General features: G+C 64.5%; 12 protein-coding genes. 7 read left to right on the forward strand and 5 right to left on the reverse strand.

Going from position 1 to position 14569, the window contains the following annotated elements; translation table 11 throughout:
- Window positions 1-103: 103 nt before the first annotated feature.
- From MPN20_RS14630 to MPN20_RS14640, 3 genes are read right to left on the reverse strand one after another with little or no spacing between them, the layout of a single operon-like run.
- The gene (locus MPN20_RS14630; protein WP_242783297.1) at window positions 104-2731 is read right to left on the reverse strand and encodes a cytochrome b/b6 domain-containing protein; all 2628 of its coding nucleotides are present in this window, start codon (window positions 2729-2731) and stop codon (window positions 104-106) included.
- 1 nt (window position 2732) lies between these two features.
- Complete coding sequence (locus tag MPN20_RS14635) at window positions 2733-3719, reverse strand: electron transfer flavoprotein subunit alpha/FixB family protein (protein ID WP_242783299.1); 987 nt, start codon at window positions 3717-3719, stop codon at window positions 2733-2735.
- A gap of 11 nt (window positions 3720-3730) precedes the next feature.
- Window positions 3731-4507, reverse strand: a complete 777-nt coding sequence (locus MPN20_RS14640) for an electron transfer flavoprotein subunit beta/FixA family protein (protein ID WP_242783300.1) — start codon at window positions 4505-4507, stop codon at window positions 3731-3733.
- 281 nt (window positions 4508-4788) lie between these two features.
- Here MPN20_RS14640 and MPN20_RS14645 point away from each other — a divergent pair, with 281 nt between their 5' ends.
- The 7 genes from MPN20_RS14645 to MPN20_RS14675 all read left to right on the forward strand — a co-directional run bounded on the left by MPN20_RS14645 (window position 4789) and on the right by MPN20_RS14675 (window position 11585).
- Window positions 4789-5247 carry an Lrp/AsnC family transcriptional regulator gene (locus MPN20_RS14645; RefSeq protein ID WP_242783301.1) on the forward strand — a complete coding sequence of 153 codons (459 nt, stop codon included), beginning with the start codon at window positions 4789-4791 and terminating at the stop codon, window positions 5245-5247.
- Between the two features lie 230 nt (window positions 5248-5477).
- Window positions 5478-6590, forward strand: a complete 1113-nt coding sequence (pdhA, locus tag MPN20_RS14650) for a pyruvate dehydrogenase (acetyl-transferring) E1 component subunit alpha (RefSeq protein ID WP_242783302.1) — start codon at window positions 5478-5480, stop codon at window positions 6588-6590.
- The gene (locus tag MPN20_RS14655) at window positions 6587-7606 is read left to right on the forward strand and encodes an alpha-ketoacid dehydrogenase subunit beta (RefSeq protein WP_242783303.1); all 1020 of its coding nucleotides are present in this window, start codon (window positions 6587-6589) and stop codon (window positions 7604-7606) included. Before pdhA ends, MPN20_RS14655 begins: the two co-directional genes overlap by 4 nt.
- Window positions 7606-9054, forward strand: a complete 1449-nt coding sequence (locus tag MPN20_RS14660) for a dihydrolipoamide acetyltransferase family protein (protein WP_242783304.1) — start codon at window positions 7606-7608, stop codon at window positions 9052-9054. Before MPN20_RS14655 ends, MPN20_RS14660 begins: the two co-directional genes overlap by 1 nt.
- Before the next feature lie 189 nt (window positions 9055-9243).
- Window positions 9244-9519: a hypothetical protein gene (locus tag MPN20_RS14665; protein WP_242783305.1), complete on the forward strand. Its 276-nt coding sequence runs from the start codon at window positions 9244-9246 to the stop codon at window positions 9517-9519.
- Window positions 9520-9774: 255 nt separating this feature from the next.
- Window positions 9775-10077 carry a DUF3311 domain-containing protein gene (locus MPN20_RS14670; protein ID WP_242783306.1) on the forward strand — a complete coding sequence of 101 codons (303 nt, stop codon included), beginning with the start codon at window positions 9775-9777 and terminating at the stop codon, window positions 10075-10077.
- Entirely contained in the window at window positions 10074-11585 is a 1512-nt protein-coding gene (locus tag MPN20_RS14675; protein WP_242783307.1) for a sodium:solute symporter family protein, read from the forward strand. Before MPN20_RS14670 ends, MPN20_RS14675 begins: the two co-directional genes overlap by 4 nt.
- A gap of 53 nt (window positions 11586-11638) precedes the next feature.
- Here MPN20_RS14675 and MPN20_RS14680 read toward each other — a convergent pair whose 3' ends face one another.
- The gene (locus MPN20_RS14680) at window positions 11639-13246 is read right to left on the reverse strand and encodes an amidohydrolase (protein ID WP_242783309.1); all 1608 of its coding nucleotides are present in this window, start codon (window positions 13244-13246) and stop codon (window positions 11639-11641) included.
- Window positions 13247-13322: 76 nt separating this feature from the next.
- Entirely contained in the window at window positions 13323-14528 is a 1206-nt protein-coding gene (locus MPN20_RS14685; protein ID WP_242783311.1) for an acyl-CoA dehydrogenase family protein, read from the reverse strand.
- Window positions 14529-14569 lie beyond the last annotated feature (41 nt).

Below are 14569 nucleotides of genomic sequence, written 5' to 3' on the forward strand. Positions count from 1 at the left end.
CGGCCCCTCGGCTGTCATTCGCAACCAACTGTTGCCAACGATCGCTGCTCGCAGGTGCTCTCAGCGACTCACCGTCAGCGGCTGAGCTCTCAGCGGCTCACCATCAGCGGCTGCTGACCCGACCGAACATGTTGGCGATCGGTGCCAGCAGCATCGGCCTGGCGGCGAACCAGCCGCCGACGATGACTGCCAGCGACACCACGAACCAGATGAATCCGACCCAGTTGAGCTGATCCGATCCGGAGAACATGTGGTTGAGGTTCTGCAGCATTCCCGTCGTGAAGACCAGGAACACGTGGATGAGGATGAACACGACGAAGAAGATCATCGTCGGGAAGTGGATCGCCCGAGCCAGCGGCGCTGGATAGATCTTGTTCAGCGTCGTGGCGTTCTTCGGCCACCATTCGCTCATCCGCAGACCCGTGATCGCAGCCAATGGTGCCGCTACGAAGACCACGAGGAAGTACATGAGCTGCTGGAGCGAGTTGTAGTTGACCCAGCCGTCTTCCGCCGGCCAGTCCAGCATCATGTACTGCAGCATCGCCGAGACAGCGTTCGGGAACACTTCCCAGCTCGTCGGAACGATGCGCGCCCAGTGGTCGGAGACGAACAGCAGGACGACGAAGACGACGCCGTTGATCAGCCACAGCAGGTCGAGACCTGTGTGCAGCCACAGATTGATGCTGACCTTCTTGCCACCCTTCTTCGGGGTGTAGAACGCCGGCGGCTTCTGCTGATGCCGCACCTGCAGTCCGGAGCGGATGATGAGGACCATGAAGAAGATGTTGAGGAAGTGAGTCCACCTCGCCCAACCGGGGAATCCATCATCGACGAACTCAGGTAGTTCGTACTCGCCCGGGTAGCGCTTGAGGAACTCAGGCACACCTGGCAGAGTCGTCAGACCACGTGCGGCGAGGACGATGACGCCCGCGACGATGACAAGTCCGACGAGTCCAAGACCACCGAGCTTCGCCCACTGACCGACGGACTTCGAACCGATCATCGTCGGTTCCTTCGTCTTCGCTGCCGAGCCCTTGGCCGCAGCTGAACCCGAGGTCGACGACTTCGCGGACGACGCGGCCGCCCCTGACTTCGCAGCCGGCTTGGCTGTTGGTTTAGCTGCTGGCTTATCCGTCGACTTGGCCGCAGGCTTGTCGGTCGGCTTCGCAGCAGGTTTCGCTGTCGGCTTCTTCTGGGCCGGTCCTGTGGACTTCGGGAGTCCGGACCTTGTGGACTTCGGCGCCGAGGCGGCTGCGGGCTTATCCGCATCCTTCGACGTCTCGTCCGACTTCGGTTCATCCGACTTCGGTTCGTCCGACTTCGACGCTGCTGCGGCGGTGGCGCCAGCAGCGACTGCCCCAGCTCCTACTGCTGCACCAGCGGCGGCCGGTGCGGCAGAAGACGACTCGGCCTCACTCGAGGCGGCGTCCGCCTGAGCAGGCTTTTCGGCACTCGACTGATCGGCGCTCGGCTTCTCGTCCACCGGTGCCGCAGAGGCGGTTGGTGCGGACGAAGCAACCGGTGAAGATGATGCACTCGCTGCAGCTGAAGCGGGAGCGAAGCCCTCTGGCGGCCAGGGGTCTCCCCCTGCCGTGCGAGGCAGACCTCGCCGGAGCGGAACATCGCTGAGTTCGCCCGTGGACTTACCGGCACCAGCAGACTTGTCCGCCGAGGCGGCTGCTGCGACTCCGGCGCCCGCGGCACCAGCACCGGCCGCACCAGCCACTGCGGCAGCGGGAGCTGCTGAAGACGATTCAGATGACGACGATTCGGCGGCTTCGGACGCAGCTGCGCCCTCGGCCGGAGCCGTCGCAGCGGCAGATGCTGGAGCGGCAGATGCCGGCGCACCCGAAGCACTCGACGAGGCGGCCGCAGACTTCGCACCTGCGGGAGCAAGACCTTCGGGAGGCCAAGGGTCGCCCCCTGCGACACGAGGCAGACCCCGCCGCAGCGGAACGTCACCGGCGGCAGCCGGCGCAGCGGCAGATTCGGCCTCTGCCGATTCGTTCGGTGCCGTTTCGTCGTGCGGCGTTTCGGCGTCAGCCGTTTCGCTCTGGGCAGTCTCGTTTTGGGCGGTTTCGTCTGCGGGAGCAGAGTCCTCATCACCAGCAGAGGCTGCGGCAACGCCAGCACCGACAGCGGCACCCGCACCTGCGGCGGCAACCGCGGGAGCGGCTGACGACGACTCGGGCTCGGCCTGTGCAGGCTCGTCGGCAGGAGCTGCAGCCTCGGAGGCCGAGGCGGCTGGGGCAGATGCAGAGGACGAACCGACTGCCTTCACCCCAGCAGGAGCGAGGCCTTCGGGAGGCCACGGATCTCCGCCGTCGACGCGGGGCAGCCCCCGGCGAAGGGGAACTTCAGCCGCAGCTTCGGCAGGCGTGTCTGCTTCAGCGTCATCGACCTCGTTTTCGGACCCAGCAACCGCAGCGACACCAGCGGCGCCGGCAACACCGGCACCAGCAGCGGCTGCCGTTGCAGCAGAACCGGACGAGTCATCCGACTCTGCCTCAACAGGCTCTGTCGACTCCTCGGTATCCGCCTCATACGACGTCTCATCCGAGAGGGCTACCTCATCTGAGAGAGTTGCCTCATCTGGGAGGGCTGCCTCATCCGAGGTCTCATACGATGTACCCGGTTCTACCGGCTCACCGATGGTGCCCTCTGGGGGCCATGGGTCACCACCCGGGACTCTGGGAAGCCCCGAGCGAAGCGAACTGGAGAACGTAGCCATATCAGGACTGTTTCGCTTTCAAGGTCTCGATCGACTGCGGAACCACCTTGAACAGGTCGCCCACGACGCCGAAGTCGGCGATGTCGAAGATCGGGGCTTCGCCGTCCTTGTTCACTGCAACGATGGTCTTCGAGGTCTGCATGCCGGCCTTGTGCTGGATCGCACCAGAGATGCCGAGCGCAACGTAGAGCTGCGGCGACACGGACACACCGGTCTGACCGACCTGGTGCGACTGGGCGATGTAGCCGGCGTCGACAGCGGCGCGCGAAGCACCGACGGCAGCACCGAGGACATCGGCGAATTCGCCGACGAGCTCGAAGGATTCCTCCGAGCCGACACCGCGGCCACCGGAGACAACCTTCGAGGCACCGCGAAGTTCGGGACGTGTGGAGGTCTCGACGACGGCATCGAAGGATTCGATCTGGGCCGAGCGCTTGCCGGAGTCGGCAACCTCGAGGGCCTGGGAGTTGGCCGACTGGGCTTCCCCGCGGGTCTCGATGGATCCCTGGCGGATCGTGATGACGGGGGCACCGAAGGTCGGTGCCGACGAGGCAGTGTAGCCGCCTCCATAAACGGAGTGGTTGGCCACGATGCCTTCGCTGTCACGCTCAACGCCGAGGGCATCGACCGAGAGAGCCGAACCGCTGCGGACCGCGAAGCGTCCGGCGATGTCTCTGCCGTCGATCGAGTGCGAGAGGAGGATGGCATCGGGTGCCACGAGGTCACTCGCGGCACTCAGGGCATCGACGGCGAAGGTTCCAAGAGCTGAGTTGCCCTCGGGCACCTCTGCAGTGAGAACCTGAACGGCACCCAGCGATGCGGCCTGTTCTGCTGCGGCCTCGCCCTGACCGGCAGGCGCGAGGACCAGCGCGACGGGCGAACCGATTTCACCGGCGCCGCCGAGCAGCTCAGCGGAGGGCTTCTCCAGCTGTCCTTCGGAGTCGGCGGTGAGGACGGCGAGAATGGAGTCTTGTGGGAATTCGGACATATCGATTCTCCTTAGGCCAGACGGTTCTTGATGAGGTACTCGGCGAGCTCTGCTCCGCCGTTGCCTTCGTCGACGACTTTCTCGCCGGCTTCGCGCGGCGGCTTCTCAGCCACCGTGACCATGATCGATCGTGCTGTGGACTGGTCGTTGGCATCGACCTCGAGGTCGGACAGTGCGATGACCTCGAAGGGCTTCTTCTTGGCTGCCATGATTCCCTTGAAGTTCGGGAACCGGGCCTCGGGAAGCGCCTCGGTGATGGAGATGACAGCGGGGAGTTCAGCGCTGACTTCCTGCTTGCCGCCCTCGACTCCACGGGTTCCTGCGACCTTGCCGTCGCTGATCTCGACCGAGGTCAGGCCGGTCACGTGCGGGAAGTCCAGGTGCTCGCCGAGCATCGCGGGAATCATTCCGCCATTGCCATCGGTGGAGACGTTGCCTGTGATGACGAGGTCGTAGCCGCCGCGGCGGACGGCTGCGGCCAGCGTCTCGGCGGTGAGGCCGAGGTCCGCGCCGAGGAGCTCCTCGTCAGCGATGTGCACGGCATTGTCCGCGCCCATCGCCAGGCCCTTGCGGATCGTGGCGGTCGCAGTGTCAGGCGCCATCGAGATGACGCTCACCTCGGTTCCGTCGCTGCTGTCCTTGTAGGAGAGGGCGACTTCGAGGGCGCGCTCACCGATCTCGTCGAGCACCGCCTCGGAGGCGGAACGATCCGCCAAGCCGGTTTCTAGATTCAACTTCCGATCCCCGTACGTGTCCGGGACCTCTTTGACCAACACCGCGATCTTCAAGGATGACTCCTATTCCGTGAGGCAATTCGTCTGCAAGTGAGACTTCTGCCTCATAATCTACAGCCGACTGACTTTCGTCTGACAGCCGGGTCCGCCGGTGAACCCGGAAAAAGCATTCAGTCATCCATATTACGTGCTCTGTGACCTGAGAAACACACCTACTTACCGAACGATCGAGAAAATTTTGGATCGCCGAGGCGGTTCGACCCTTGCGGCACGGGCCCTAGAATGGTCGCAGACCAGCTGGTCCGACGCCGACATCAACGTTGAAGGAGCGCTTCGTGCCATACGACCTCGACGAGATCGACCGCAGCATCATCTCCGCCCTCGTCGAGGACTCGCGTCTGAGCGTGCGGCAGTTGGCCGAGCGCGTCCACATCTCCCGGTCGGCGGCTCACAAACGTTTCACGGTTCTCCTCGAGTCCGGTGCGATCCGCAAATTCACCGCCGAGGTTGATCGCAGTGCGCTCGGCATGACCGTGACTGCGGTGGTCGTCGTCAAGATCGGCGATCGACCGTGGCCCGAAGTCAGGGACGATCTGGCTGATCTGCCGTTCGTTGAGAAGGTGCAGGCCGTCAGCGGCGACATCGATGCCCTAGTGACCGTGAATGCGCCGGACAACACGGCGCTGTCTCAGGTCATTCTGCGTAGGATCCATGAAGTCCCAGGTGTGGTCTCATCACGCTCGCTGCTCATCCTTGACGAGGCGGAGGGCCACCGGCCCGGCTCCACACTCTGACGCAGTGACCCTCTGGCGCCGTGACCCTCTGGCGCCGTGACCCTCTGACGTTGAAGCCCCTGCAGAGAGTCCTGCGCCCTCAGCTGAGTGCCGGAAATCTCCAGCCAAACGTCCGCGTGCCCAGGTGACAACTGGTCAGTTCGTCCACTCTTCCCGACACAAGTGGCACCCCCGTCCGGACCTGGTCACAGACCCTGGATCGGTGATGCGGCTCACGCGACCATGGGGCCATGACCATTGACGTTCCCACCTCTCGCTCTCACCGTTCATTGCCCCAGCTGCGGCCCGTCAGCTTCATCGGTGCGGACGGACAGCCTTCCGATGTTCCCACCGATGGGCTGAGGATCCCGAGTGATCGCACACTTTTGGGGCTGTATCAGAAGATGGTGCAGGTCCGTCGGTTCGAAGCTCAGGTCACCCACCTGACCAGGCAGGGGCGGCTCGCGACCTATCCCTCCGCTGCCGGACAGGAAGCCATCGAGGTCGGTGCCACCACCGCGCTGGCACCGGGTGACTGGCTGTTCCCCACCTACCGCGACACCGCCTCATTGCTGACCCGCGGGATTCCCGTGACTGAGATCCTCTCCGCCTTCCGCGGCGACTGGCACTGCGGGTTCGACCCGAATGAATATCACACCTCACCTGCGGCGACGCCGCTGGCCACACAGACGCTGCACGCGACCGGATACGCCATGGCAGCCAAGCTCAAGGGCGAAGACGCCTGCACTCTGACCTTCCTCGGCGACGGCGCCAGCAGTGAGGGCGACACCCATGAAGCCTTCAACTTCGCCTCTGTGTGGCAGACCCCGACCGTCTTCGTGCTGGCGAACAACCAGTACGCGATCTCGACCCCGCTGCGTGAGCAGTCAAACGCGACCATGCTCGCCGACCGCGCCGCCGGCTACGGCATGCCCGGCCTCCGCGTCGACGGCAACGACATCGCGGCCGTGTTCGCCGCCGTCGCCGCGGCCCTCGAACGCGCCCGCAACGGTGAGGGACCCACCCTCATCGAATGCCTGACCTACCGGATGGAATCGCACACGAACTCCGACGACCCCACGAAGTACCGTGACGCCGAGGAGGTCGAGCACTGGAAGCAGTTCGACCCCATCGACCGCCTCGAGAAGCACCTGCGCACAGCTGGCGTCCTCGATGACGCGACCGCCGCTGAAATCACGGCGAGCGCGGAAGAGCTCGCCACTTCGGTTCGTGAGGCCATGAACACCGAAGCGAAGGTCGACCCGAGCGAACTCTTCGCCTACGTCTACGCGAACCCGCGTGCGAACCTCATCGCCCAGCAGGACAAGCTTGAGGCCGAGCTGGCAGCGGCGGGCCGCTCATGACCGTCACCGCGCACACCACGGCAGAAGACGTTCCGGCACCGGTTTCGGTGACGATGACGAAGGCCCTCAACCAGGCCCTACGCGACAGCTTGGCCGAAGACGAGAACGTCCTGGTCTACGGTGAAGACGTCGGTCGCCTCGGCGGAGTCTTCCGTGTCACGGAGGGCCTGCGGAAGGAGTTCGGTCCCGAGCGAGTCTGGGACTCCCCGTTGGCGGAGTCCGGGATCGTCGGCACCGCGATCGGCATGGCGATGGCCGGGATGCGACCGGTCATCGAGATGCAGTTCGACGCCTACGCCTACCCCGCGTTCGAGCAGATCGTGTCCCACGTGGCGAAGATGCGCAATCGCACGAAGGGCCACATCAGCCTGCCCTTGACGATCAGAATCCCCTATGCCGGAGACATCGGCGGCGTCGAGCACCACTCGGACTCCTCCGAGGCCTACTGGTGTTCGACCCCGGGCCTGACCGTTGTCACCCCCTCGAATCCGGCCGACGCCTACTCCCTGCTGCGCGAGTCGATCGCCTCCGAGGACCCCGTGATCTTCATGGAACCCAAGTCGCGGTATTGGATGAAGGACGAGCTGAGCCTGCCCGTGCAGACCGCGCCGATGAATCAGGCGCAGGTTGTCCGCGAAGGCTCGGATGTGACCCTGCTTGCCTATGGGCCCACCGTGCGCACCGCACTGTCCGCAGCCGAGGAGGGCGCCGAACACGGTCTGTCGATCGAGGTCATCGACCTCCGCACCCTGTCCCCCTTCGACGATGCGACCGTGTCCACCTCGGTGCGCAAGACCTCGCGTGCCGCGATCATCCACGAGGCCGCCCAGTTCGGCGGCTACGGCGCCGAGGTGGCCGCCCGCGTCACCGAGGCCAACTTCACCCACCTGTCGGCCCCGATCCTGCGAATCACCGGGTTCGACGTGCCCTACCCATCCCCGAAGCTCGAGGAGTATTTCTTGCCGACCGCCGAACGCGTTCTCGACGCCCTCGAATCCTGGGATTGGGAGCTGTGATGAGTGCCGAGACGAGTGTGTCCGGTGCTGCCGGCTCCGCGACGAACGCCCGCGATTTCATCCTCCCCGACCTGGGCGAGGGCCTGACCGAGGCCGAGCTCATCAGCTGGCTGGTCAAGGTCGGCGACGAGGTCCATGTGGATCAGATGGTCGTCGAGGTCGAGTCGGCCAAGAGCGTCGTCGAGCTGCCGTCGCCATTCGCCGGTCGGATCGAGGCGCTGCACGCGAACGCCGGTGACACCGTCTCCGCAGGTCAGACCCTGCTCTCCGTCGCCGAGGTGGGCCCTGGCTTGAGTGCGGACGTTGACGCCGGAGCTGGCCCCGACTCGAGCGAGGCATCCGCCTCGGGGTCAGGTTCTGACAGTGGCGGTGCGAACCTCATCGGCTACGGAACGTCCGAGCCCAAAGCACGGTCGATGAAGCAGCGGTCCTTCGGGGCGAAACCGTCCTCACCGAGCGTGCCGTCACCACCGTCGGCGGCCACTCCCCCGGCCTCCGAGCCCACAGCCCAGTCCGGTGCCGTATCCAGTGCCGAGCCCGCAGCCGAAATCTCGCCGGTGTCCTCTCCTATCGTGCGCAAGCTTGCCAAAGACAATGGACTCAGCGCCAAACATCTCCCGGGCACAGGACCTGGCGGCACCGTCACCAGGGCGGATGTTCTCAAGGCCATCGAATCGGGCACCACGGCCGTGAGCACGGCAGCGCCCACGCGCCCAGTCACCACCGGCAGCACCTCGGCGGGGGAAGAATCGACCAGCGGCGATACCCGGTCTGCGATCACGGGATTGCGCAAGGTCGTATCCGAACGTCTGACGAAGTCGCGGCAGGAGATTCCCGAGGCGACGATCTGGCTCGACGTCGACGCCACGGAACTGCTCAATACGAAACGCACCCTCGAGGCGAGGACCGGGGAGAAGTACTCACTGCTCTCTCTCGTGGCCCGCTTCGTCGTCGCCGGGCTGAAGAAGTTCCCGATCATCAACTCCTCGATCGACACCGAGGCCAACGAGATCGTCACCCACGGGGGCATCAACCTCGGCCTGGCCGCGCAGACACCGCGGGGCCTCATGGTTCCCGTCGTCCACGGCGCCGATCAGATGAGCCTGCGACAGCTGCGCGACTCCGTGTCCGAGACCGTCGGCAAGGCTTCGACCGGCAAGTTCAGCTCTCAGGAGCTGACCGGCGGCACGTTCACGCTCAACAACTACGGCGTGTTCGGAGTCGACGGCTCTGCGCCGATCATCAATCTGCCTGAGATCGCGATGCTCGGCCTCGGACGGATCAAGGAGCGCCCCTGGGTCGTTAACGGGGAACTCAGCGTCCGCAAGGTCATGTTCCTGTCATTCGTCTTCGACCACCGCGCCTGCGACGGTGCCGAACCGAGCCAGTTCCTCACCTTCGTCGCCGACTGCATCGAGAACCCGATCTCCCTGCTGCCGGAGCTGTGATCAGAGGCGCTTCACTTGAGTGTCCCTGCCCGTGCCCGTGGTTTCCGATTCTGCCGACCGACTCGGCGGCAGTCGGTGCGAGTTCGGGTGGGAACACAAGACTGAGCACATCAAGCTCAAAGGTAAAATTGTCTCCCAGAAGCGACCGGGTGGCGCTTCCTGACTATGAACGAAGGAGCCGCGCCTCACATGCCAGAGACAGTTGATCGAATCGACTATATCGTCGTTCCCGCGATACAGAAGCTGCTGTCGGACACCGAGTTCGAGCATCTTTCCATCGAAACCGAGGGGAACAAACTCAGCCTCCTCTTGGCGAAGATTCGCGCTGGTGGAGAGACCTTCAGCATCGTTATGCACGACTCCGAAACAGAAGAAACGATGATAGAGGCGAAGGAACGATTCTTCGATCAGCTTCAATCTGAGATAGCTGAATCTAGCTTCGGCTGGGGCCAGTTGAGGGAATAGACCTTCAGCCTCCTCTCTTTTGAGGAATCCGCTCCCGAAATACTAGCTATTAGAGCGCCCGGCCCGTGAACCATCACAGGCACAGGCCGGGCCCTCCCTTTCGCGCCACTGAAGGCAAGCTTCGGGGGACGCTGTGAACATCCCGCTCGGATAGATTCCACATTTCGGAACGACTTCCACCTCCCGTGACACACACCACTAACCTGGCGCAGGCCGCTCACCTGCGGTGTCCATTCGATGGAGAAGAGGTTGCGCATGTCAGGGGTTCAGGATTCACCACTGCCGCCGAGGCCACCTCGGCGGCGGTACTCATTGCTCTTCCTCATCGTTCCGGTCGTGCTCTACGTCCTCACGCCGTTCGTCGCGAATTCGATCGAGCCACGCATCTTCGGGATACCGTTCATCCTCACCTACACGGTCATCGTCACGATCCTCACCTGGTTCTTCGTGTGGATGGCCGCCCGTGGTGACCATTACTACCGCGGTGACAAGGCCGAATACGTCCCGGCCGATGTCGCCTTCGGCGAGGACTTCCCGATCGAGGAGGCCAGCAAATGAGCACCTCGGCAGTCATCGCCTGCATCATCTTCGGCCTCAGTATGCTCGCGACCATCGGGATCGGCGTCTGGTCGGGCCGTGGGCGTGAGAAGTCACTCGACGAATGGTCGGTCTCTGGCCGTGGCCTCGGGTTCGTCTTCATCCTCCTGCTCATGGCCGGCGAGACCTATACGAGCTTCTCGTTCCTCGGCACAGCAGGATGGTCGTATTCCTATGGTGTGCCGATCCTCTACCTCATCGGCTATCTCAGCGTCGGACTCGTCGTCGCCTACCTCGTCGGCCCACTGTTCTGGACCTATGCGGCCAGGCACAAGCTCGTCAGCCTCTCCGATATCGTCGAACACCGCTTCCGTTCCCGGGGCCTGGCGATCCTCGTCGCCGTGCTCGCGACCGTGTTCATCGTGCCCTACATCCAGCTCCAGATTCAGGGCATGGGTGCAGTCGTCAACGCCATGAGCTACGGGGCGATCGACCTCAAGGTCGCCGCCATCATCTCCTTCATCGTCGCTGAGACGTTCATCCTCTTCTCCGGTCTGCGCGGTTCAGCCTGGGTGAGTGCGCTCAAAGACGGGCTCGTCATCCTCGCCGTGGCCTTCCTCGCCGTCTACGTGCCGCTGCACTACTTCGACGGACTGGGCGAACTCCTCGACCGACTCGTGACCGAGAAGTCCCAGTGGCTGACCTTCCCCGGCGCCGGCGAGGGAACCTACGGAAGCGCCTGGTTCATCTCCACGATCATCCTCAACGGAATCACGATCACCGTCTTCCCCACGTCGATCGCCGGATACCTCTCCGGCACCTCGGCGAACACACTGCGCCGCAACTCCATCATCCTGCCCTGGTACCAACTGCTCCTGCTCGTGCCAATGATGGTCGGCGTGGCAGCGCTCTTCGTCATCCCCGCCCTCAAGGACGCTGACCTGGCACTGTTCTCCGTAGTCATCGACTCGCTGCCGGCCCCACTTGTCGCCGTCATCGGCGTCGCGGGTGCGCTGTCAGCCATCGTGCCGATGAGCGTGTATATGCTCTCCATCGGTTCGATGTGGGGCCGGACCGTGCTCGGCGGAGGGCTGTCTGGCCCGAAGAACTCTGCATCGATGACGAAGGACCAACTTGCCGCTCGGGGCCTGCGCCAGAAGACTCTATCCCAGTGGGTGTGCCTCATCGTCGGCGTGATTGCCCTGGTGATGAGCCTGCTCATGCCCGATGCCCTCGTCGAACTCTCCGTGCTCAGCTACGAGGGCCTGGCGCAGGTCGTGCCCGCCGCACTGCTCGCCCTCTACTGGCCGCGCATGAGCAAACAGGCCGCGGCCACCGGACTCATCGTCGGTTCGGTGACCATGGTCGCCCTGCACTACACGGGCAACGATCCCCTGCTGGGCATCAACGGCGGCCTGTGGGCGATCGCTGCCAACCTCCTCGTCGTCGTCATCGTCACCCTGGCCAAGCCGGACCCGCGATGGAAACCCCGTGCCGAGAGGCAGGCAAGCGCCGAGGCGGTCGCCTAGGCTCTCGCTCGACGCCGGCTCAACGTTGAACGAGTCCAGGGAGGGCTCCAGCCTCAGCCTGAGTAGACCTCGTCGCCACCGACATAGGTCGCGCGCACGTCGATGTCCGCAATCCCCTGTGGGTCGATGCTCAAGGGGTTCTCGCCGAGGACGGTGAAGTCAGCGAGGTATCCCGGGGCCAGCCTGCCCTTGTAGGACTCCTCCCCTGATGCCTCGGCGGATCCGAGGGTGAAGATCGACAGCGCTTCGGCTGCGCTGACCTTCTGTGAGGCTCCGACGGTGACCCCGTCGTCGACGCCGGTGCGGGTGATGAGTGACTGCAGTCCGAACAGCGGCTGGTAGGGCCCGCACGGATAGTCCGATGATCCTGCCACCGTGACCCCAGCGTCGAGGAACGAGCGGTGAGCGAACATCCTCTCCATTCTCTCCTCGCCGTACCAGGAGTTCAGCGCCCCGCCGTGATAGCCGGGATATCCGGCGAAGGGGACGGCGATCGCGCCGAGGCGCTTCATCCGCTCGAGGACGTCGTCGTCGATGAGGCTGCAGTGTTCGATCCGGTGGCGCAGGCCTGGGCGCGGGATCCGGCGAGCAACGTCTTCGAAGGCGTCGAGGACGAGTCGGATCGCGGCATCGCCGTTGGCGTGGACGCCGATCCGGTTGCCATCGGCATGGACGCGTTCGACATTGGCCCGCAGCTCCTCGGTCGAGGTGGTCTGCACGCCCTGATAGTTCGGGTCGGTGAAGGGTTCGGAGAGCAGGCATGTCCGCCCGCCGATCGCTCCGTCGAGGAAGGCTTTGACGCCGATGAGCTTGAGTCGGTCGTCTCCGAAGCCGCTGCCCACACCCAGGTCGACGGCCTTGTCATAGTGGTCGATGGACAGGAGCATGCCGATGCGCAGGCCGAGCGCATCCCCGGCGCGCACGGCGGAGAGGATCCCAATGTCCTGAGGGCTGATGAGTGCGTCGCAGATCGAAGTCAGACCTGCGGCGTTCCACTTCGCGATGGTCCGCGCGGCACCGAGCTGCAGGTCTTCGACCGTGTCACCGGGAATGAAACGCTCCCCGCGGGCAGTGGCCGGCATGACCACGTTCATCAGGGCCCGCTCGATGAGCTTCCCGTTGAGCCGACCGTCGGAATAGCGGTCATAGCGGCCGCCGTCCGGGTCGGGCGAGGACTCTTCGATGCCGAGGAATCGCAGTCCGGCAGAATTCACCACGCCCCAGTGCCCGGCGACATGGTTGACGAGAACCGGGGTCTCAGGCGCGATCCGGTCAAGTTCGTCGCGGAGGACGATCCCGGTCTTCTCATCGTCGTAGCGACTGCCCTTGACCCACACCCACGCCGAGGTGGCGCTGACCTCGGCGGCGATCGTGTCCAGAAGCGTGGGAACATTTGCCACCGCTTCGTGGGACAGGTCGAGGTGGAGGGCATCACCGGCAGTCAGAGCGAGGTGGATGTGGGCGTCGTTGAGGCCGGGGATGATGTTCGAGTCACCGAAGTCGAGCACCTCGGCGGCGGGGAATCTGTCTCTCAGTTCTGACACTGAGCCGGTGGCGGTGATGGTCTCGCCAGTGATCGCGAGCGCCTCGGGTTCCGGGGCCGTTTCCGCCTGCGACACGATCGACTTCGCGCGCACGATCGTCGGTGTTCTCTCCTCCATTGGATGCTCCGTCTCTGCAGCTGGTGTGAGTTGCCCACCATCGTGCCACGTCACAGAACCCAACGCCGAACACTGCTCACCCGTCGAGCAGTGCCGCCGCGTACATCGGACGAGCGGCGTCGGCGCTCGGCGGGTGGAACAGTCCGGCGGTCGCATCCCGGTAGAGGCGTGAGAGTTCGTGGCTGTTGTCGAAGCCGCTGCCACCCGAGCACATGAGTGCCGTCTCGGCCGCGCTCCGAGCCGCGTCGGAGGCCTTGATCCGGGCTCCCACCAGCCGCAACGGCCAGCCTGCACCATGATCGACGAGGTCGTCGAAGTCTCTCGTATACGCGTCGAGCATCGCGGGGACGGTCAGGTAGTCGAGGTGCGCGTCGGCGAGACGTGCGCGAGTCTCGAACACCTCGGCGAAGGTCGTTCCGGACTTCGCGGACTTGCGCCTCTTCAGGCCCGCGGCCCCGAGCTCCAAGGCGCGAGCGGCCACACCGGCATAGACCGAGGCGATGAGCAGCTGGAAGTTGCTCGTGATTGCGAAGGTCAGCAGATCGGGGTGCTTGCCGGCCGGGATCGTGCGTGAGACCCGCTCGGGGCGCATGCGCACGTTGTCGAGGATCGTTGCCCGCGACTGCGAGGCCCGCATGCCCATCACGTCCCACTGATCAGAGACCGTGATGCCTTCGGCGCCGCGTTCGATGAAGCCGTACACCAGCTCGCCCTCTGCCGGTTCGTCGGCATCGGGACCGGCGATGCCGTCATCGTCGGGAGTGATCGCGCCGTGGACGATGAGACGCGTCCACACGGGTGAGAGCGAAGTGAAGATCTTCACGCCCGAGAGCAGATAGCCGCCGTCCGGCTGCGGTTCGGCAACCGTGTTCGAGCCCTGCATGACCCAATCGTTCGACGGTTCGGAGATGCCGAAAGCGAAGATCTCACCGGCCATGACCTCGTCGAACACCCAGTTCAAGGAGTCATCGCCGCGGTCGTTGAGTGCCTTGACGACACCGGTGCACATGAGGTGCATGTTGATCGCCAACGCCGTGGCCGGAGCCGCCGAGGCCAGTCGCTGCTGCAGGCGCGAGACCTCGTGCAGACTCAGGCCCGGTCCGCCATGGGTCTCGGGGATGAACAGCGTGAGGTAGCCCAGCGATCTCAGCTCCTCGAGGTCTTCATCGAAGAACCGGTTCTCCCGGTCATAGATGCCCGCACGTTCGCGAAAACGCTCGAGCACCTCGGCGGGCAGGTATGTCTCGGCAAGCTCGCCGAGGCGGGTCTCACGGTCGCTCATCATCTCTCCTTCAACGTGGGGCAGGTTCACTTCAACGTTAG

Source organism: Brevibacterium sp. ZH18, assembly GCF_022748595.1.
Taxonomy (GTDB): Bacteria; Actinomycetota; Actinomycetes; order Actinomycetales; family Brevibacteriaceae; genus Brevibacterium.